Here is a 20,405-nt window from a genome sequence, read left to right as displayed (position 1 = left end):
CATGTTTGCTCGTGTGAGCCGTGCGCATGGCCCAGTACACAACACTATTCTTGGACCTTATCAAATAGACCAAGAGACAGCACGATGGCGTCCTCATCCAGCAAACAACAGGACTCATCATGAACACTCGTATCGACTACGCCAAAGCTTCTCCTGAAGGTTACAAGGCATTTGGCGGCGTGTACGTCTGCCTGCAAAACAGTGGTCTGTCACATGAACTGATCGACCTTGTTTACCTACGGGTATCGCAAATTAACGGCTGCGCCTTTTGCATCGACATGCATTCCCGCGACCTGCTCAAACTCGGCGTTGCCGTCGACAAACTGGTCCTCGTACCGGTATGGCACGACGCGGGTGATGTGTTCAGCCACCGCGAGCGCATCGCGTTGAGTTGGGCAGAAACAGTCACTCGCGTCGCTGAAACCGGCGTGCCCGATGCCGACTATGACGCCGCGGCTGCCGAGTTCGGCGACAAGGAACTGGCGGACCTGACGTATGCCATCGGTTTGATGAACGCCTTCAACCGATTCGGCGTGACGTTCCGTTCGAAACCGGCGGCTGCCAACAAGGCTTGAATCCCATCCTTCAACCGATCTCGCCGGGCCCTGGTGCCTGGCGGGTTCACCCTCGGAGCTATCACCATGGCATGGGCATTACTGGGTATCGCCGGCATTCTCGAAATCGCATTTGCCTTCTACATGAAAGGGTCTGAAGGTTTCACGCGATTAATTCCCGGGTTGATTGCCGCGGGGACCGGTTTATCGAGTGTCTTTCTGCTTTCACTTTCACTGAAATCACTGCCTGTAGGCACGGCCTACGCGGTCTGGACCGGCATCGGCGCGGCGGGCACCGCGATTCTGGGCATGGCGGTGCTGGGCGACGCCACGACGGCGCTGAGAATCGGCTGCATCGTGCTGATTCTGGCCGGCGTGATCGGGCTCAGACTGGTCTCGGGTAGCTGAGGCCGATGGCGGGTGTGAAGGGATCAACCACTAACGTGCAAAAGAGGCATTTTGCTGGCCCCGAAGCTTCAAAGTTGTCGCCAAAATCACTTCACTTTCAGGTGGTTAGGCGGAATGCAATTGCGAAGTGTATTTGTCACGATGATCTCGTTTGCCTTGGCCAGCGTTGCAGCCTCTGCCCAGGCCAGGGAATTGGTCTCAAATGATCGGTATATGTGCAGCTGGGGGGCGGGGACGGCGGCCAGGGCCCAGGAACTGAAGCTGGCCGGGGTCTCGCTGTATGCCGCCCGGCAGAAGTTACAGGCTTACAAATTCAGCAAGCCGTGGATGCGCATGATGGCGATGGGCATCACCGAGCAAACCTACGACAGCAAGTCGCGATTCAAGCCGGCGGATGTGCGGCAGAGTTTTTATGAGGAATGCGAGCGGTACAAGTTGGCGCGTAAGTGAAAACCTGATGCCAGTCAGTTAAGCGGAACCTATTGTGGGAGCGGGCTTGCTCGCGAAGGCGGCAGCACATCAACATTGATGTCCCCTGACACACCGCTTTCGCGAGCAAGCCCGCTCCCACAGGTTCTGCGGCGTAAATTAGATTTACATTTCACTTCAGGCACTGCGCGCCAGCCTTGGCCACTTGCGCATCCTGTTCGGCTTTAACGCCCGACACACCTACCGCGCCAATGATCTGTCCATCGACAATAATCGGCACTCCCCCCTCAAGCGAGGTCAGCAACGGCGCCGACAAAAACGCGGACCGTCCACCGTTGACCATCTCTTCATAACCCTTCGATTCACGCCGGCCAAGGGCCGAAGTGCGAGCCTTTTCTGTGGCGATGTAGGCGCCGATCGGTGCGCAACCGTCGAGGCGTTCCAGGGCCAGGGGATGGCCGCCGTCATCGACAACCACGATGGTCACGGCCCATTGATTGTTCTGCGCTTCACTGCGGGCGGCGTTGAGAATCCGGCTGACTTCGGTCTGGCTCAGTACGGCTTTGCTTTTCATGGGAATACTCCAGGGCTCGATGAGGGCAACGCGGCTTCGACCAGTTCGATCCAGTGCCGGACCGGGGTTCGGCCGGCACCGTCGAGGTGCGACTGACAGCCGATATTGGCCGTGACAATGACTTCGGGATGACCGCTTTCCAGCGCATTGAGTTTGTTGTCGCGCAGTTGTCGGGACAGCTCCGGCTGGGTCAGCGAATAAGTGCCCGCCGAGCCGCAACACAGATGACCGTCCGGAACGAACGTCAGGTTGAAACCCAGCCTCGTCAGCAGCGCTTCAACCGTACCGCCGAGTTTCTGTGCGTGCTGCAAGGTGCAGGGGCAATGGAACGCCAGGCGCTGATCGCTGTGGATGCCGAGGTTTTCCAGCGGCTCGTCGCGCAGCACTTCAACCAGGTCCCTGGCCAGTGCACTGACCTTTCGAGCCTTCTCGGCATACGCCGGATCGGTGCTGAGCAAGTGGCCGTAGTCTTTGATAAAGGCACCACAACCGCTGGCGGTTTGCACAATCGCCTCGGCGCCTTGTTCAATGCTCGGCCACCACGCATCGATATTGCGCCGCGCGCGATCGAGGCCGGCCGCCTGGGCGTCCAGGTGATAATCGACCGCGCCGCAACATCCGGCCTCGCGAGCCGGTTTAACGCTGATCCCCAATCGATCCAGGACCCGCGCAGTGGCCGCATTGGTATTCGGCGACAAACTCGGTTGCACGCAACCTTCGAGCATCAACACCTGCCGCGCGTGGTGGTCGGTCGGGCGTTTTTTGGCCGGATACACATGGCGCGGCAACTTGGCTCGCAGCGTATTGGGCAGCAGCGCACGGAACACCTGACCGCTACTGACCAGCGCCTTGAACAGCCCCGGATTGGGCACGACGCTGCGCAAGCCTTCACGCAGCAAGCGCTGGTCGAGCGAGCGCGGCACGGCTGCATCGACCACCGCGCGGCCGATGTCGAGCAGGTTGTGATAGTCGACGCCGGAGGGGCAGGTGGTTTCGCAATTACGGCAAGACAGGCAGCGATCCAGATGCTGTTGGGTCTTCTGGGTGACCTCGTTGCCTTCCAGCACTTGCTTGATCAGGTAGATGCGCCCGCGAGGCCCGTCCAGTTCATCGCCGAGCAATTGATAGGTCGGGCAGGTGGCATTGCAGAAACCGCAGTGCACGCAGGTGCGCAGGATGCTTTCGGCTTCTTCGGCGCGGGGCAGTTGGCGGGCCTGTTCGCTCAAGGTGGTCTGCATGGGTCAAAGCTCCGCGTACAGGCGACCGGGGTTGAAGATGCCCCGTGGATCGAGTTGGTCCTTCAAATTGCGGTGGTAGCGCATCAAGGCCTCGGGCAGCGGTTGGAACGGGCTGTCGATCAGGCCGTGGCTGTAGCAGGTCACATGCCCGCCGACTTCATCGACGACTTTTCGAATGAACGGCGCTTGCGCATCTGATTTGAGCCAGCGCTGGGCGCCGCCCCAGTCGATCATTTGCAGGCCGGGCAGGGAAAGCCTGGGGGTGTTGTGCGGGACGGACAGGCGCCAAAGTGGCTGGTCTTCATCAAAGAAACTCAACCGATGCTCATTGAGATCCGCCCAATACGAACCCTCCAGCAACTCGCCACCCAAGCGGTCATGCGCCGCTTTCACCGAGCCTTCGCCTCCTTCAAGGCGCAGGTGCAGGCGCTGACCGTCGTGGCACGCGGCGCTGATCGGCAGTGGTTGCTGGCCCCATTCGGCGAGGCGCAGCAAGGCGTGGTTGCTGTCCATTTCCAGGCTGATGCTCAAGCATTGCCGGGGTTTGGGCAGGACCTTGAGCGAGGCTTCGGTGATCACACCCAGCGAGCCATAACTGCCGGCCATCAAGCGCGACAGGTCGTAGCCGGCGACGTTTTTCATGACTTCGCCGCCGAAGCGCAGATGCTTGCCGTGGCCGGTGATGACCCGTGTCCCGAGGACGAAGTCCCTGACCGATCCTGACCAGGGGCGCCGTGGTCCCGACAGCCCGCTGGCAATCATGCCACCCACGGTGGCGCCGTCACCGAAGGAGGGCGGTTCGCACGGCAGCATCTGCTGCGCCGCGTTCAACACCTCGGCCAGTTCTGCCAACGGCGTGCCGCAGCGTGCGGTGATCACCAGTTCAGTCGGGTCGTAGCTGACGATGCCGCGATGGCTGCGCGTGTCGAGCACTTCACCCGCCACGATGCGGCCCAGGAACGCTTTGCTGTTGGAGCCCTGGATGCGCAATGGAGTGGCGTTTTGAAGGGCGAGGTTGACCTGTTCCAGCAGGCTGGCGCTGTCATCGATAGCGTGTTCGCTGCGCATCAGAAACGCTCCAGGTCCGGGAAGGGCAACTGACCCATGTGAACGTGCATCGCGCCGAACTCGGCGCAGCGGTGCAGCGTTGGAATGTTCTTGCCGGGGTTGAGCAAGCCGCCCGGATCGAACGCGGCTTTGACGGCATGGAACAGCGTCAGCTCATCGCTGTTGAACTGCGCGCACATCTGATTGATTTTCTCGCGACCGACGCCGTGTTCTCCGGTGATGCTGCCGCCGACTTTTACGCACAATTCGAGGATCTTGCCGCCCAGGGCTTCGGCGCGATCGAGTTCGCCGGGCTGGTTGGCATCGAACAGAATCAGCGGGTGCATGTTGCCGTCGCCAGCGTGGAAAACGTTGGCCACGCGCAGGTCGTATTCGGCCGACAGCGCGGCAATCGCCTGCAGCACGCCGGGCAGTTCGCGGCGCGGAATCGTCCCGTCCATGCAGTAATAGTCCGGTGAGAGTCGACCCACCGCCGGGAACGCGTTTTTGCGACCGGCCCAGAAGCGCACGCGTTCGGCCTCATCGCGGGCCTGGCGCACTTCGGTGGCGCCGGCCTGTTCCAGCACCTGGCGCACGCGGTCGCAGTCATCGTGAACGTCGGCTTCAACGCCATCGAGTTCGCACAGCAGAATGGCTTCGGCGTCGACCGGATACCCCGCGTGGATAAAGTCTTCGGCGGCGCGAATGGCCAGGTTGTCCATCATCTCCAGGCCACCGGGAATGATGCCGGCAGCAATAATATCGCCCACGGCGCGACCGGCTTTTTCCACGGAGTCGAACGCCGCCAGCAGCACCTTGGCGGTCTGCGGTTTGGGCAGCAGTTTGACCGTGACTTCGGTGATCACCCCCAGCATGCCTTCGGAACCGGTGAACAACGCCAGCAGATCAAAGCCCGGCGAGTCGAGCGCTTCGGAACCCAGGCTCAGGTGTTCGCCATCGACGGTGAGGATGTCGACCTTGAGCAGGTTGTGCACCGTCAGACCGTATTTCAGGCAATGCACGCCACCGGCGTTCTCGGCAACGTTGCCGCCGATGGAACAGGCGATCTGCGAGGAGGGGTCCGGCGCGTAGTACAAGCCAAAGGGTGCGGCCGCCTGGGAAATCGCCAGATTGCGCACGCCCGGCTGAACCCGTGCGGTACGGGCGGCAGGGTCGATGTGCAGAATGTTGTTGAAGCGCGCCATCACCAGCAGCACGCCTTTCTCCAGTGGTAACGCACCGCCGGACAATCCGGTGCCGGCGCCGCGAGCGACCACCGGGACGTGAAACTCATGACAGAGTTTAAGCAGGCCCTGGACTTCGTCGAGATGGCGCGGCAGCACCACCAGCATCGGCGTGGTGCGGTAAGCGGAAAGTCCGTCGCATTCGTACGGCTTGAGTTCTTCCTGTTGATGCAGGACTTCCAGGCCTGGCAAGCGAGCGTGCAGTGCCTGGAGCAGGGCCGCTCGGTCGACATCAGGCAGAACGCCGTCGACGCGTTCGTCGTAGAGGATGTTCATAGGCGGTTGACGACCCTCAGTTGTTTTTATTTGAGGTCTGTTTCCGGTCACAGCTAACTTGCATCATTGGCCCGGCGCGTCCTACTGTCCATGTGTTGTTTGACTGGTCGAACCAGTTCTTCTGGGGTTATTTCTTCGTTTCTGGAAAAAATAACCGGTTAAACAGGCAGTTAAGGTTGTATTCGAGCGTGAAGGGTTTTGCCGGCGAGGCTGGTCATACCAGTTGGAGGTTCGATGGACAGTGCGCAAGTGAGCCGTAATCCCCAAGTCGCAGACGTGGTCTGTGAGCGCATAGAACGGCTGATCGTGGACGGTGTACTCAAGACCGGGCAGTTGTTGCCTTCGGAGCGTCGCCTGACCGAAAAACTCGGCGTCTCGCGCACAGCGCTTCGCGAGGGGCTGAAGGTGTTGCGCGCCCGGGGGATCATCAAGACGGAGCAGGGCAAGGGATCGTTTGTCGCGGAGCTGTCGGGCCACGGTGCCACGTCGCCGCTGATGCACCTGTTCAGTTCACAACCGCGCACGCTTTACGATTTGTTCGAAGTCCGCAGCCTGCTGGAGGGCGAGTCCGCTCGCCTGGCTGCACTGCGCGGGACCGAAGCGGATTTTGTCCTCATCACCCGCAGCTATAAAGCCTTGCTCGATGCTCACACGCGATCGATGGAAGCGAGCGAGCATGCGCGACTCGATCATGCCTTTCACCTGGCGATCTGCGAGGCTTCGCACAACCCGGTGCTGGTGCAGACCTTGCGCTCGCTGACGGACTTGCTGCTCAACACCGTCTTCGCCTCGGTCAACAACCTCTACCACCGCGCACCGCAAAAACGTCAGATCGACCGACAGCACGCCCGACTTTACAACGCCGTCACCGGCCGCATGCCGGAGCAGGCGCGCAAGGCCGCCATTGCGCACATTCAGAGCATCTGCGAGAACCTGCGGGAAATTGAAAGCGAGGAGCAGCGCCTGGTCCGAGCCACGTTGCGCCTGGAAGGATGGGTGTGAGGCTGCCTGCCTTCGCCTGCTCCTCTATCTCCAACGGTTGAACACTCAGGGAACGACTTTGCCAAGCAGATTCTTCGGCCCGACGATCGCGGGCTTCTGGTCATAACCCAGCTCGGCCAGGAGCTTGCCTGTCGCGCGAACCAGGGCGTTGAACGTCGGACGCTGTTTCGATGAGCGCAGGATCTGGGCGAGCGCGTAGGTGAATGCGCCGTACGAAATAACACCGTGACGGTACTCGTAAGACAGCTGGGATTCGCCGCAGGCGTACATGAGGATCGGCAGGAAAGGGCCCTTGTGCTTATAAGCGGTGCGTCGTTTATCGTAGAGCTTATCGTCATAACCACGCACTGCGATGGCCTGGCCGACCCGCCGGATTCCGTCGCGATTGCTCACGGTGTTGGCCGCCTCAGCCTTCTGGGCACTATTGCGAGCCCGTTTCACCCAATCACGTTCCACCCACATTTGCAGCCCGGGCTCCCAACGTAGCGCACGATGGCGGATGTCATCCGGCGGCGTCAGTCCACGAGCGCGGTGTGCGCCGTCACGCGTCATGCCGCCTGAATGGCAGCAATCGAAAATCGTAATGAATTGCGTGTCGTACGGTAGCTGGATGTAGAGATCGCGGAAGTCGTTGTCGACGATGGCGCGTGCCGGCGTCCAGTCGAAGTCCCACGGGCACAGGCATTCATCGATGCGGTCGGCTTCGCCTGTGGCATTGGTATTGGGAATCTGCGCACCGTGTCCGGAATAGAAGAGCACCCGGCGATCACCGGCCTGGGCGTCGTCGAGTAGCCAATGCAGGCGATCGCGAATGCCTGCCGCAGTAGCGCGGTCATCGAGTACCACGCGGATATCGTCCGGCGAAAATTTCGACTCTTGCAACAATGAACTCATCAGGAAAACGTCATTGACGCAGCCTTCGAGCCGGTCTGAAGGGTTGGGGTAATTATTGATGCCGATCAGCAACGCCTTGTCCCGCGAGCGACGCACAGTGCGTGCCTTGGGGACCGCAATGCCCAGTGACTTGTCGACGGCGGCGAGCCGTTTGTCGAAGCTTTTCGTTTTGCCGGACTGCAACAGGGGGCCCCAGACATTGGTCACGGTCTCGGCATGACTGAGGTAGTAAGTCGCGTCATGATTGAGGACGTCGCCGGGCTTATCGAACGGCGTCATGACCTGGGTGAAGTTGGTATCACGCAAAAATAACGGTGCCGTAAAAACCTGATCGTGCTCGTTGTAGAGGTGGTACCACTTGCGCGCATCGTCGATGCCTTCGATGCGTCCGCCAAATGTCTCACGGACCGCCGGGTTGGCAATCTGCGAACCGAACGTGATCAGCACCCGATTCTGCATCAGGGAAGGATCCCGACGGAAAGCGTCGTAAGCGACCAGCGTACCCAGGCTGTGCGCACAGACGATGTCCGGTTGCGAATCGCTGATGACGCTGGCGAGGTCCTTGCGCAGGGTGGCCCGTAGCGCCTCGTCCGCCGACCACTGGGCCACCATGCCGGCCGTCCAGCGCAGGCGGTCGGGAAACTGCCCGATGCCGCGATTGCGGCGGAACACGTCACCCACTGAATGGATGACCGCGCTGGTCAGAAGGCGCAGCGTAGCCTCGGCGATGTCGGACGCCCCCAGACCACTGGAGGAAAAGCGCTCGTCGTATTGAAAATAATCCAGCTCGACGTTGGTACTCGGTGTAACGCGCGCGATGGCCGTGGTAATCGCCCGATGCCAGGACTCCTGAAAACTCTCGTCTGCCTCTTCGTGACCGATGCCATGTATACACAGAATTTTCATTTTCATTCCCTTGCAGTGAGGGCTGACTTGCCGGCGATGTTCAAGTGAATTTCTGAGTAAGGGACTATTAACGCCTGGCGTTTGGAGGGGGATATGTTGTTGGAATAAGTGCTGTCGCGTTGAGCATATTAGAGGAGTTAAATGAGTTCGAATTTTCCTTATGATGAATTGGAATGAAGGCGCCATTTTTAAGTTGGGCCAGTTGTTGCTGTTTTTTTTGTGTTAATAAGTTGTTGATTACTATCATTTAATATTGAGTAAAAAGGCGTTGGTTTCTGCAATTAAAGTGATTTATGGGAGGTGTATTTTCAGATTCAGAGTGGGTGTTATTAAACGCTGTTACGTCTGGTTTTTAAGTGTATTACTTGCGTTACAAATAAGTGTGCCACACATGAAACAGAAGAATCATTTTTGAAACAGTCAGATGCGAAGTGCCCGTGTAAAAATAAAAATCATGGATTGCAGGGATTCTCGAACGCTGCAGTTGCAACTTCCTGTGAAGAACCAAAGCAGTCCCCTCACGACAATAATGTGCAGCTAACGAGGTTCCTCGAGCTCACCGCCGATCCAGGACCTGGAAACGGCACGACTGTCGTAAAAACGACCTGTTTACGCTGAACGCGAACCCTGGTCACTTTTCTGTTGAACGAGTGTTCAGCTTCGACTATGTTCGTTCCACCTCCCCGGCTGGTAGCGCGGGCTTGCGTTTCTTCTTTTCGAACGAGGCACTGGCATGCGGTTTTCACCCTTTGTTGAGCGGATTTCAGGCGACGGCGTCGCCGCCTGGGATATTCACAATGCGGCCTTTGAAGCCCAGCGCCGTGGTGAGGATGTGATCATTCTCAGCGTCGGCGACCCGGATTTCCCCACCCCCGACTTCATCACCGATGCCGCGATTCATGCGCTGCGCGAAGGGGATACCCACTACACCGAAATTGCCGGCCGCCAGGCCTTGCGCGAAGCCATCGCCGCCCGATACAGCTTGCTGTTCGACCGCAAGGTGACGGCACCCAACGTGATCATCGCGGCGGGGGCACAGAACGCGCTGTTCATCACCTCGATGTGCCTGCTCAATAGCGGCGACGAAGTGATTGCCCTGGACCCGATGTACGTGACCTACGAGGCGACGCTCAAGGCGTCCGGCGCCACGCTGGTTCGGGTGCCGTGCTCCGCGGATTCAGGTTTCCGCCTCGATGCCGCCGTGTTGGCCAAGGCCATCACCCCGCGCACCCGGGCGCTGTTCTTCTCCAACCCGAATAACCCCACCGGCGTGGTGCTCAATCGCGAAGAGCTGCAAGCCATCGCCGACCTCGCCATCCAGCATGACTTGTGGGTCGTGGTGGACGAGGTCTATGAGAGCCTGACGTTCGAACGCGAGCACCTCAGCCTGGCGGCGTTGCCGGGCATGGCCGAGCGGTGTGTGGTGGTCGGCAGTCTGTCGAAATCCCACGCCATGACCGGCTGGCGCACCGGCTGGATCGTCGCCAATGAAGCCCTCGTGGCGCACGCCGAAACCCTGGTGTTGAGCATGCTTTACGGCTTGCCGGGGTTTGTCATGGAGGCCGCGCTCAAGGCGGTTCAGGCCCATGAGGACGTGACCCACGGCATGCGCGACATCTATCGCCGTCGTCGCGATCTGGTGGTGACCAGCCTGTCGGATTGCCCGGGGATTTCAGTGCTCAACCCCGATGCCGGCATGTTCGTACTGGTTGACGTGCGCGACACCGGCCTGACCTCTCTGGAATTCGCCTGGCGGCTGTTGCGCGAGGCACGCGTCTCGGTGCTGGACGCGGCGGCGTTCGGTGAGCCGGCCCAAGGTTTTGTGCGGCTTTCATTCACCCTGGGTGAAGAACGACTGGCCCAGGCCTGCCAGCGCATTCGCGATTTTGTCCTGGTGTTGAAAGGCGAAGCGCCACGCCCGGTGATCAGCCGTGTCACGTGCGAAGCGGCGGTTGAACCGGTCAAGGCCAAGACCATGATCGAGGTCGATGGCCTGCACAAACGCTTCGGCAATATCGAGGTGCTCAAAGGCGTTTCCCTGACGGCCCGCGAAGGCGATGTGATCTCGCTGATCGGTGCCAGCGGCTCGGGTAAAAGCACCTTGCTGCGCTGCATCAACATGCTCGAAGTGCCGGATCAGGGACGCATTCTGGTGGACGGCGAAAGCATTCACCTGAACTTCGACCGTCCCGGCGCACCGCTGGTCAAGGACGCCAAGCAACTGGTGCGTATCCGTTCGAGCCTGGGCATGGTGTTCCAGAACTTCAACCTCTGGCCCCATCGCACGGTGCTGGAAAACCTCATCGAGGCGCCGACCCAGGTCCTGCGTGAAAGCCGTGCGGAGGCCACTGAACGGGCCGAAGCCTTGCTCGAACGCGTGGGGCTGGCGGCCAAGCGCAACGAGTACCCGGCGTTTCTCTCCGGGGGACAACAGCAACGGGTGGCCATCGCCCGGGCCCTGGCCATGCGGCCCAAGGTCATGCTGTTCGATGAACCCACTTCGGCACTCGACCCGGAACTGGTCGGCGAAGTGCTTCGGGTGATCCGCTCCCTCGCGGAAGAAGGCCGGACCATGATCCTGGTGACTCATGAAATGGCGTTCGCCCGCGATGTCTCTTCCAAAGTCGCCTATCTGCACCAAGGGTTGATCGAGGAAGCCGGTACGCCGGACGAAGTGTTCGTACACCCACGCAGCGAGCGTTGCCGACAGTTCGTCAACGCTCATCAGACTCGCTAATAACATCATAAAAAGACGGGGCAAAATCATGGGAAATCGACGTTTGGCAAACTGGATGACGGGCGTGGCTTGCGTGTTGCTGGCTGGTATGAGCGCCGCGCAAGCCCAGCCGATCAGGTTCGCGGTCGCAGCGGAACCCTATCCGCCGTACACCGAGAAGCAGGCCAACGGTGAGTGGAAAGGCTTTGAGGTCGACCTGATCCACAAGCTGTGCAGCGAAATGAAAGCCGAGTGCGAGATCAAGGAAGTGGCGTGGGACGGGATCATCCCGTCGTTGCTGGCGAAAAAGATCGACGTGATTTTCTCTTCGATGTCGGTGACTGAAGAACGCGAAAAACAGATCGCCTTCAGCAAGGCGTATTACGACTCCGTGATTGCGATTGTCGGGCCGAAAGGCACGTCGGTGAAAAAGTACCCGGATGACCTCAAGGGCAAGATCATCGGTGTGCAGAACTCGACCGTGAGCGCCAGCTACCTCAAGCAGTACTACGAAAAAATCGCTGACGTGAAGTATTACGACACCCAGGACTCGGCCAACGCCGACCTGATTGCCGGGCGCATCGACCTGATGATGGCGGACGGCACGGCCATGGCGGCTTTCGTGCAGACGCCGGATGCCCGCAACAGCAACCTCGATTATCTGGGCGCCGTGCCGTATGACCCGATCTTCGGCAAAGGCGTGGGCGCTGGTCTGCGCAAGGACGATGCGGAACTCAAGGCCAGGCTCGACAAGGCCATCACCTCGTTACTGGCCAGCAAAGACTATGACGACCTGTCCCAACACTACTTCGGTACCAGCGTGAAACCTGCCTTCTGACCTGAACACAAAACCTGTGGGAGCGGGCTTGCTCGCGAAGGCGTCTTGTCAGTCAACATTGATGCTGAATGTTAGACCGCTTTCGCGAGCAAGCCCGCTCCCACAGGGATGTTGTGGTGTTTTCAAGGATCACGATTGGAGACTGAAATGCCAGCCATGTTCGAATTGATCAACTTCAGCGAAACAGGATGGGGCAGCGCGCTGTTGAAGGGTCTTTGGATGACCCTGCAAATATCGGCCGGAGCCTTCGTGGTCGGGCTGCTCATCGGTCTGGTGGTGGCCTGCCTGAAGCTTGGCGCGCCAAAGCCTATCGCGGCACTGATGCGCGGTTACACCACCTTGTTCCGCGCGATTCCGGAATTGTTGCTGATCCTGTTGCTGTACTACGTCGGCTCCATGCTCCTCAATTCGCTGATGGCCCAGATGGGTTACGGTGTCATGAATGTCAGCGGTCCGCTGGCCGCCATCGTGGTGCTGGGCCTGGTGCAGGGCGCCTACGCCTCGGAGATTTTCCGGGCGGCGATCCAGGCGATTCCCTTCGGCCAGATCGAAGCGGCGAGGGCATTCGGCCTGAGCGGTTTCGGCCTGTTCCGACGCGTCACGCTGCCGATCATGGCGCCGTACGCGATGGCCGGGATGGCCAACCTGTGGATCAACCTGATCAAGGACAGCGCCTTGATCAGTGTGGTCGGCACCAACGAGTTGTTGTACACCGCCAAGCAAGGGGCGGGTTCGACGCGTCATTACTTGTTGTTCTACCTCACGGCCGCGGCGATGTATTACGCGGTGACGTTGGTGTCCAACTACCTGTCTGGACGGCTCGAGCGACGTATTCGTCGCTGGATGCCTTTGGCTGAGTGACTGAAATGATTCCAGCGTGGATAGTTGAATACGCGGCGCTGTTGGGCCGGGGGCTGCAAACGACCATCACCATCCTGTTGATTTCCAGTGTGTTCGGTTTTGCGTTGGCGGTGCTGGTGGCGCTGGCGCGGATCTCGAAAAACAAGGTGATCGCCAGGGCCAGCCTGTTCTACACCAGCGTGTTGCGCGGTACGCCGTTGCTGATCCAGATCTACATTTTCTACTACGGGCTCGGCAGCCTGTTCGCGCAATTCCCGCTGATACGCGGCAGTTTTCTCTGGCCGTATTTGCGCGACGGATACTGGTACATCGTGTTCGCCCTGGTGTTGTCGGTAGGCGCATATGTCGGCGAAGTGATTCGCGGCGGTCTGTTGGCGGTGCCCAAAGGCGAGATGGAAGCGGCCTCGGCGTTTGGCATGACGCCGCGCCAGTCGCTGCTGCGGGTGCGCTTGCCTCGGGCGCTACGGTTGCTGTTGCCGACACTGGCCGGGGAGACCGTGATGTTGCTTAAATCCACAGCACTGGCCTCGACGATTGCTATTGTCGATCTGCTGGGCGCGGCCAACGTGGTGCGGGCGCAAACCCTGCAGGTCTATGAGCCGCTGTTGCTGGTGGCCGGGGTCTATGTGTGCCTGACGTTCCTGATCGAGGCGCTATTTGCCTTTGCCGAACGGCGCGGGACGCCCGTGCGCAGGTCGGTGTAATGAGCACGTCAGGGGTTGTCGACCGCTCGCTGCAGGGCATTGGCCTGTGCACGTTGGGGTACGCGTTCCTGGCGTTGCAGGACGCGGTCATCAAGTGGCTGGTGGCCGATTACTCGGTGGTCACCATTCTGTTCTGGCGCAGCCTGGTGGTGGTCGTTGCGTGTCTGTTGGCGGGGCGCCTGCGCGTGGTCCAGCGGGCCTGGCGTTCGCCGAGCCGACGCTTGCTGGTGGTGCGCGGTTTGTTGTCGATTGTCGCCTGGCTGCTGTATTACACGGCCGCCCGGGACCTGACGCTGGCGGAAATGACCACCCTGTATTTTTCAGCGCCGATCATGGTCACGGTGCTGGCGGCGGTGATTCTCAAAGAGCGCTCCAGCGGTTGGCAGTGGTTTTCCCTGATCATCGGTTTTGTCGGGGTCATCATCGCCTGTCGCCCCAGCAACATCGCCGATCCGTGGCCGATCGTGCTGACACTGCTGGCGGCGATGTGCTGGGCGTTCACTTACATCCAGTTGCGCCAGGTGGATGAACAGACGTCAGTGCTGGAGCAGATGCTGATCACCAACGTGGTGTTTGTGCTGTGCATGACGGTCGCGTTGCCCTGGACGCACACCCCGTCACCGACCCCGGCCTGGATGGGGATGCTGGCTGCCGGTCTGGTGGGCGGTATCGGCCAGTTCCTGCTGTTCGCCAGTTTTCGCCGAGCCACCGCCACCTTGCTGGCGCCGTTTGAATACACCGGGCTGATCTGGGCGTTCCTGCTGTCGAGTCTGATCTGGGGCACGCTGATGGACGTGTCGCTGATGATCGGTGCCGGGCTGATCGCGGTCAGCGGCACCCTGGCGATGATCTTCGGTCGTCATCCATCACAAGACGTCGTCGGCGCTGAATGCTCCGTGACGCAGCCCCTTTATCCAGCAACGACAGATGTGGAGGCCGTTGGCGGGGCTGAAGGTTTCGGGGTTCAGGCACCACTCGATCCAGAGTCCGTCGAGCATCGCCGATAAACCGATGGCGGCCAGACGCGTGTCGTGAATCACGAACCCTTCGCTGGCGGCCATGTCATCCAGCAACTGGCGCAGTAGATCGAGGTAGGCGCTGTAGCTTCTTTCGTGGGACTGGCTGACGTGTTCCGAGTGACGAATCAGGCTCCAGAACACCACCCAGGCGCCCAGCAACTGCGGGTCCATGACCCGAGGCGAAAAAGAGCCGCTGAGGAACGCGTCCATCTTTTCCGCGGGTGTGCCGGCCTGCTGGATTTCCTGGAGCAGGGCGGTGGTCAGTTCGCTGGCGATCTTCTGGTAGGTGTCGGCGATCAACGCGTCGATGCTGCCGAAATGGTGATTGAGCAGGCCGACAGAGACGCCCGCTTCGGTGGCAATGCGGCGCACGGAAATGCCGGCATGTCCGTCACGGACCAGGCAACGCAAGGTGGCGGCCACCAGCATTTCGCGGCGCTCATCGGGCTCTGCGCGACGGTTTTTCGGAGGGGGGGTGGTCACAAGGGAATCCTTGGGTGCAGTGCCAGGCTGGCGAGCTTAGTTGAACGTGCGTTCAATCTCCAGTGTCGGCAGCGATGCATCGGTTTTTAACGGTCATGACGGGGGAGGACAAGCAGATGGCGCGGGATATTTCGTTCGGTGTTCGCAACAACAATGGCGACGCGGTGCAAGTCGGCGCCTGGTACTTCGAGGGCGACGGCAGCGGGCCGACGGTGCATTTGCAGGCGGGGGTGCATGCCGACGAAATCGCCGGGATGCTGGTGCTGCATCTGTTGATGCAACGGCTTCAGGTCGCCGAGGCGGAGGGCCGGCTCAAGGGCCGTGTGACCGTGGTGCCGCAAGCCAATCCCCTGGGCATCGGGCAGTTTCGCCAAGGGCGGATTCTCGGTCGCTTTCACGACGCGACCGGGCATAACTTCAACCGCGCATTCGACCTTTCAGCCGCGATGGAACAACCCTCGACCAACGTCCAGGAATGGCAGAAAAAACTGGTGCAACTGGCGGCCACGGCGGATGTGATGCTCGACCTGCACACCGATGACGAAGCCTTGCCGTACCTCTACGTGCACCGCAGCTTCTGGCCCCGTGGCCGCGAGCTGGCAGCGGCGATGAAAATGGACGTGGCGATCATCTGGGAGGACGGCGGCGACGGCTCCTTCGAAGAAACCATCATTGCGCCCTGGTTGCGCGATGGCGTCACCGACCAGCGCATGGCCGCGACCCTGGAGTTGCGCGGGCAGGGCGATGTCAGCGATCGATTGGCCGAGCAGGATGCCGCAGGGCTGTACGCCTGGCTATGCAGTTACGGGGTCATCGACGAGGCGCTGTCACCCGGCGACTGGCCCGTCGAGGCGATGGAAATGGGCCAGATGGAAACCATCCTCGCACCGCAACCCGGGGTGCTGATCTTTGAAAAGGAACTGGGCGATTTCGTCGAGGAAGGGCAGCGCTTTGCACGGATTCTGCGCCGGCCCGGTGATCCGTCTTCCGAAGTGGTGCTGGTGGCCGAGCAAGCGGGGCGGATGGTCACACGTTACCGGGATCGATTGGTGTCGCAGGGCATGGTCGTGGCGAAATTCACCGGGAGCCGAGTGTCGCGTAACTGGAGTGGCGGGTTACTGGACCCGAACTAGGCGCAGAGCCATAGGCCATCCCCGCTGAACACACGCGGGGATGGCCTCCCCGCTAGTTTCCATCTGCCACTTTGCGTTCTATCTCGTCTATTTTTCGTTGGAGCGCGTCGGCTTCTTCCTCTTCGGGAAGCGTTGCTGGATCGACTTCTTCAGCTTCCCTGTCTTTCCGATCCCGTTCGATGTTACGGACACTGTCATCGTTGTTCATCGTGCGTACCTCCGTTGACCTACACATTGGATGCAGCACCTGGGAGGGAGTTCGAGATTTTTTCTTGCGGGTCAGCCGCGCACGCATTCCAGGCTGCGGGCTGTAAACTGTCTGAGCAAAAGGCATCGACCGCCTCTTTACCCCTTTAAGCAAGAGATCCTCCATGGCAAACCAAGACATCGCGTTTACTCCTGATCCTGACGTGGATTCCATCTCCTCCGACGTTACCGGCTTCGGCGGCATTCTCGTCTCCACCCAGATTCCCACCCGCGCCGACGGCAGCCTGGAACTGGGCGACATCACCCTGCAAAGCGAATGCACGTTGCAGGCGCTGAAGATCGCGCTAGAAGGCGCCGGCAGTTCCATGGACCGGGTTCTGCACCTGACCATCTACCTCACCGACATGGCCGACCGTGCCGCGTTCAACGAAGTGTACAAGCGCTTTTTCGCCAAGCCGTGGCCGGTTCGTGCCGCCGTCGGCGTGGCCGCTCTGGCAGTCGAAGGCATGCGCGTGGAAGTCACCGCGATGGCCGCCAAAGCCTGACGTTTCGGGTCAGGTGTGATGAAAATCCGCCTGACCCAATTTCAAAAACACCGACGCTTCATGCCTCTGCGCGACAACCCTTATCCCTCTACGAAAATTAGTTTCGCCTCGTTTGAAAATCACGCCTCGAAATGTTTTATGAGTTTCACAACCCATTCGACGTGACCCTTTCGAGGAGTACCGCATGACCCTGTCCTTCGGCTATTGGCTGCTGGTGTATGCCGCCATCGCCATCATTGCCCTGATCGTTCTGATCGCCCGTTACCGGCTTAATCCGTTCATTGTCATCACCCTGGTCTCCATCGGCCTCGCGCTGCTGGCCGGCATGCCGCCGTCCGGCGTGGTCGGCGCGTACGAGGCCGGAGTTGGCAAAACCCTGGGGCACATCGCGCTGGTGGTGGCGCTGGGCACGATGCTCGGCAAGATGATGGCCGAGTCCGGCGGCGCGGAGCAGGTGGCGCGCACCCTGATCGACCGGTTCGGCGAGAAGAACGCGCATTGGGCCATGGTGTGCATCGCCTTTCTGGTCGGGCTGCCGTTGTTCTTCGAGGTCGGTTTTGTATTGCTGGTGCCGATTGCCTTTACCGTGGCGCGGCGCGTGGGCGTGTCGATCCTGATGGTCGGCTTGCCGATGGTCGCCGGCCTCTCGGTGGTGCATGCGCTGGTGCCGCCGCACCCGGCGGCGATGCTGGCGGTGCAGGTGTATCAGGCGTCGGTGGGGCAGACCTTGCTCTATGCAATTCTGATTGGCATTCCGACCGCGATCATCGCCGGTCCCTTGTACGCCAAGTTCATCGTGCCGCGCATTCAACTGCCGGCGGAGAACCCGCTGGAGCGCCAGTTCCTCGACCGCGAACCGCGGGACAGTCTGCCGGGTTTCGGCATCACCATGGCGACCATCCTGTTGCCGGTGGTGCTGATGCTGATCGGCGGTTGGGCCAACCTGATCTCCACGCCGGGCAGCGGTTTCAACCAGTTCCTGTTGTTCATCGGCAACTCGGTGATCGCGCTGCTGCTGGCAACCCTGCTGAGCTTCTGGACCCTCGGCATCGCCCAGGGCTTCAGCCGCGAATCGATCCTCAAGTTCACCAACGAATGCCTGGCACCGACCGCCAGCATCACCTTGCTGGTCGGTGCCGGTGGCGGTTTGAACCGGATTCTGGTGGACGCTGGGGTGACCAACCAGATCGTCAGCCTCGCCGACGAATTTCACCTGTCACCGCTGATCATGGGTTGGCTGTTTGCTGCACTGATGAGGATCGCGACCGGTTCGGCCACCGTGGCGATGACCACCGCCTCGGGCATCGTGGCGCCGGTGGCCATTGGTCTGGGGTATCCGCATCCGGAACTGCTGGTGCTGGCGACGGGCGCGGGGTCAGTGATTTTTTCTCACGTCAACGACGGCGGCTTCTGGTTGATCAAGGAATACTTCAACATGACCGTTGCCCAGACTTTCAAGACCTGGACCGTGCTCGAGACCATTATTTCGGTGGTGGCTTTCGCGCTGACCGTGGGTCTTTCTTACCTGATCTGACCCGAATACCCGATCGCTGTCCTCAAGGCTCATGGTCACCCATGGAGCGCGTCATCGTGCGCGCCGCTGTTGGGTGCCAGCGGTGGATCGCGGTCGCATAAGAAATCAAAAAAACAAAAAATCACCCTGGAGCACCGTATGTTCAAGCGAGCAATCCCCACCGCACTCTTGTTGGCCACCGGTTCGATGTGCGCACAGGCCGCCGACTCTAAGGGTCACGGTTTTCTCGAAGACAGCAAAGCCAGCCTGTCGATGCGCACCTTGTATTTCAACAGCGACAATCGCGACGGCGCGGCCGAGCCTTCGAAAACCGAGGAGGCGGCGCAGGGTTTTGTGTTGCGCTACGAGTCCGGGTTTACCCAAGGCAAGGTCGGGTTCGGGGTCGATGCCCAGGCGTTGCTCGGCGTTACGCTGGACAGCGGCACCGGCCGACACAACGGCAGCGGGATGATCCCGACCGATGGCGACGGCGCGGCGGATACCTGGAGCAGCTTCGGCGCGACCGCGAAGATGCGCATTTCCAAAACCGAATTTCGCTACGGCACGCTGCTGCCGAAATTGCCGATCCTGATCTCGAACGATGCCCGGGTATTACCGCAATCGTTCACCGGTGCGCAGGTCACTTCGACCGACATCGATGGCTTGATGCTGACCAGCGGTGTGCTTGAACACGCGGTGGGTCGTGCCTCGACTGACCGTACTGGGCTGTCGGTGGCGGGCAGCACTCAGGACAGCAACAAGTTCTATTTCGCCGGGGGCGACTACAACGTCACCAAGGACTTGAAGGCGCAGTATTACTTTGCGCAGATGGAAGATTTCTACAACCAGAACTTCTTCGGTCTGACGCACGTTTTGCCAATTGACGGCAAAAGCTCCTTCACCACTGACTTGCGCTACTTCCGCACGACGTCGACGGGTGCCAACAGTTCGGCTGCAGGCAGGGCGCAAGGTTATCGGGTGTCGGGTTATACCGAGGACAACAACGGTGAGATCGACAACAACACCTGGGTGGCGATGGTGACCTATGCCAACAGTGGTCATGCGGTGTCGCTGGGGCACCAGCGGGTGGGGGATGGCAGCAACTTTGTCCAGCCAAACCAGGGCAGCCTGATCGATAAGGGGGCGGGTGGTGGTAGCGTTTATCTGCCTACGGACCGCATGATCCAGAGCTTTGCCCGGGCGGGGGAGGAGACGAATTTTGGGCAGTACAGCTATGACTTTGCGCCGTTGGGGGTGCCGGGGTTGAAGGCTACGATCGCGTATCTGAAGGGGACGGGGATCAAGGCGCAAAACGCGGGGGATCAGTCGGAGTGGGAGCGGGATATGACTCTCGATTATGTGTTGCAGTCGGGGTCGCTCAAGGGGCTTGGGTTTAGCTTGCGTAATGGCAAGTCGAATACGGATGCTGGGCGGAATGTGGATCAGAATCGGTTCATCATTAATTACACGCTTTCGTTGCTGTAACCATGGTTTGGTAGTTGACGAGGTCGGGGGCATATCCGTTTTTGTGGTAATGGCGGCTATGGGTTCCGCCCTTACGGCGGGTCACTTGGAAGAGCCTGCGCGGCCCGACGCCAAGTAACCAAACGCTTTCGCCCCTGACGTCCGGTGCCTCGCCCAGGCTCGCCATGCCCTCGCTCCGGTCCTGCTCCATGGGCCCGCCGCCATCGGCCATCCATGGCCGGGGGCGGCTACCGCGGCATCCTTGCCGCGGTGCCCACTGCGCAGAACCTCCACTCGGCCTCCCGACGGGGCAGATCAAGATCAAAAGCAAGATCAAAAGCCAAAGCCAA

19 protein-coding genes and 1 pseudogene are annotated in these 20,405 nt (G+C 60.3%); 13 read left to right on the top strand and 7 right to left on the bottom strand.

All coding sequences use genetic code 11. The features are described from left to right. Positions 1-119: 119 nt before the first annotated feature. The 3 genes from ACA072_RS17865 to ACA072_RS17855 all read left to right on the top strand — a co-directional run bounded on the left by ACA072_RS17865 (position 120) and on the right by ACA072_RS17855 (position 1,412). Positions 120-575 carry a carboxymuconolactone decarboxylase family protein gene (locus tag ACA072_RS17865; RefSeq protein WP_497619506.1) on the top strand — a complete coding sequence of 152 codons (456 nt, stop codon included), beginning with the start codon at positions 120-122 and terminating at the stop codon, positions 573-575. Between the two features lie 66 nt (positions 576-641). Next, on the top strand, positions 642-962 hold the full coding sequence (locus tag ACA072_RS17860; protein WP_497619504.1) for a DMT family transporter: 321 nt from the start codon (positions 642-644) through the stop codon (positions 960-962). 114 nt (positions 963-1,076) lie between these two features. Further along, complete coding sequence (locus ACA072_RS17855) at positions 1,077-1,412, top strand: hypothetical protein (RefSeq protein ID WP_497619502.1); 336 nt, start codon at positions 1,077-1,079, stop codon at positions 1,410-1,412. A gap of 151 nt (positions 1,413-1,563) precedes the next feature. Here ACA072_RS17855 and ACA072_RS17850 read toward each other — a convergent pair whose 3' ends face one another. The 4 genes from ACA072_RS17850 to glcD are packed head-to-tail and all read right to left on the bottom strand — an operon-like array spanning position 1,564 to position 5,770. Next, entirely contained in the window at positions 1,564-1,965 is a 402-nt protein-coding gene (locus tag ACA072_RS17850) for a heme-binding protein (protein ID WP_497619500.1), read from the bottom strand. Next, the gene (glcF, locus tag ACA072_RS17845) at positions 1,962-3,203 is read right to left on the bottom strand and encodes a glycolate oxidase subunit GlcF (protein WP_497619498.1); all 1,242 of its coding nucleotides are present in this window, start codon (positions 3,201-3,203) and stop codon (positions 1,962-1,964) included. Before glcF ends, ACA072_RS17850 begins: the two co-directional genes overlap by 4 nt. Before the next feature lie 3 nt (positions 3,204-3,206). Beyond that, the gene (gene glcE, locus ACA072_RS17840; protein ID WP_497619496.1) at positions 3,207-4,271 is read right to left on the bottom strand and encodes a glycolate oxidase subunit GlcE; all 1,065 of its coding nucleotides are present in this window, start codon (positions 4,269-4,271) and stop codon (positions 3,207-3,209) included. Further along, positions 4,271-5,770: a glycolate oxidase subunit GlcD gene (glcD, locus tag ACA072_RS17835; RefSeq protein ID WP_497619494.1), complete on the bottom strand. Its 1,500-nt coding sequence runs from the start codon at positions 5,768-5,770 to the stop codon at positions 4,271-4,273. Before glcD ends, glcE begins: the two co-directional genes overlap by 1 nt. Before the next feature lie 234 nt (positions 5,771-6,004). Here glcD and glcC point away from each other — a divergent pair, with 234 nt between their 5' ends. Further along, positions 6,005-6,772, top strand: a complete 768-nt coding sequence (gene glcC / locus ACA072_RS17830; protein WP_497619492.1) for a transcriptional regulator GlcC — start codon at positions 6,005-6,007, stop codon at positions 6,770-6,772. 45 nt (positions 6,773-6,817) lie between these two features. Here glcC and ACA072_RS17825 read toward each other — a convergent pair whose 3' ends face one another. After that, entirely contained in the window at positions 6,818-8,572 is a 1,755-nt protein-coding gene (locus ACA072_RS17825) for a caspase family protein (RefSeq protein ID WP_497619490.1), read from the bottom strand. A 733-nt stretch (positions 8,573-9,305) separates the two neighbouring features. On the opposite strand from ACA072_RS17825, the gene ACA072_RS17820 reads away from it, so the two are divergent. The 5 genes from ACA072_RS17820 to ACA072_RS17800 all read left to right on the top strand — a co-directional run bounded on the left by ACA072_RS17820 (position 9,306) and on the right by ACA072_RS17800 (position 14,698). Next, positions 9,306-11,309, top strand: coding sequence for an aminotransferase class I/II-fold pyridoxal phosphate-dependent enzyme (locus ACA072_RS17820; protein ID WP_497619487.1), 2,004 nt, complete (start codon positions 9,306-9,308; stop codon positions 11,307-11,309). 28 nt (positions 11,310-11,337) lie between these two features. After that, positions 11,338-12,126 carry a transporter substrate-binding domain-containing protein gene (locus ACA072_RS17815; protein ID WP_497619485.1) on the top strand — a complete coding sequence of 263 codons (789 nt, stop codon included), beginning with the start codon at positions 11,338-11,340 and terminating at the stop codon, positions 12,124-12,126. A gap of 147 nt (positions 12,127-12,273) precedes the next feature. Further along, complete coding sequence (locus ACA072_RS17810; protein ID WP_462027742.1) at positions 12,274-12,987, top strand: ABC transporter permease; 714 nt, start codon at positions 12,274-12,276, stop codon at positions 12,985-12,987. Positions 12,988-12,992: 5 nt separating this feature from the next. Continuing rightward, positions 12,993-13,691, top strand: coding sequence for an ABC transporter permease (locus ACA072_RS17805; protein ID WP_497625009.1), 699 nt, complete (start codon positions 12,993-12,995; stop codon positions 13,689-13,691). Then, positions 13,691-14,698, top strand: coding sequence for a DMT family transporter (locus tag ACA072_RS17800; protein ID WP_497619483.1), 1,008 nt, complete (start codon positions 13,691-13,693; stop codon positions 14,696-14,698). The genes ACA072_RS17805 and ACA072_RS17800 overlap by 1 nt, the downstream gene beginning before the upstream one ends. Here ACA072_RS17800 and ACA072_RS17795 read toward each other — a convergent pair. After that, a pseudogene (locus ACA072_RS17795) lies at positions 14,654-15,139 on the bottom strand (TetR family transcriptional regulator C-terminal domain-containing protein); the annotation flags it as partial. The gene ACA072_RS17800 and the pseudogene ACA072_RS17795 overlap by 45 nt on opposite strands. 170 nt (positions 15,140-15,309) lie before the next feature. Between ACA072_RS17795 and ACA072_RS17790 the strand changes: the two are divergent. Beyond that, positions 15,310-16,326, top strand: coding sequence for a M14 family metallopeptidase (locus tag ACA072_RS17790; RefSeq protein WP_497619481.1), 1,017 nt, complete (start codon positions 15,310-15,312; stop codon positions 16,324-16,326). 52 nt (positions 16,327-16,378) lie between these two features. Here ACA072_RS17790 and ACA072_RS17785 read toward each other — a convergent pair whose 3' ends face one another. Next, positions 16,379-16,714: a hypothetical protein gene (locus ACA072_RS17785; protein ID WP_497619479.1), complete on the bottom strand. Its 336-nt coding sequence runs from the start codon at positions 16,712-16,714 to the stop codon at positions 16,379-16,381. On the opposite strand from ACA072_RS17785, the gene ACA072_RS17780 reads away from it, so the two are divergent. The 3 genes from ACA072_RS17780 (at position 16,698) to ACA072_RS17770 (ending at position 20,076) form a co-directional block, all read left to right on the top strand. Continuing rightward, positions 16,698-17,078 (top strand): RidA family protein, encoded by a 381-nt coding sequence (locus tag ACA072_RS17780; protein WP_497619477.1) that lies wholly within the window; start codon positions 16,698-16,700, stop codon positions 17,076-17,078. The two genes, ACA072_RS17785 and ACA072_RS17780, sit on opposite strands and share 17 nt — an antisense overlap. Positions 17,079-17,262: 184 nt before the next feature. After that, positions 17,263-18,612, top strand: coding sequence for a GntT/GntP/DsdX family permease (locus ACA072_RS17775; RefSeq protein WP_497619475.1), 1,350 nt, complete (start codon positions 17,263-17,265; stop codon positions 18,610-18,612). 138 nt (positions 18,613-18,750) lie between these two features. Further along, on the top strand, positions 18,751-20,076 hold the full coding sequence (locus ACA072_RS17770; RefSeq protein ID WP_497619473.1) for an OprD family porin: 1,326 nt from the start codon (positions 18,751-18,753) through the stop codon (positions 20,074-20,076). Positions 20,077-20,405 lie beyond the last annotated feature (329 nt).

This window comes from Pseudomonas sp. LBUM1656 (genome assembly GCF_059716065.1).
This window is presented reverse-complemented; position numbering and strand designations above follow the sequence as displayed.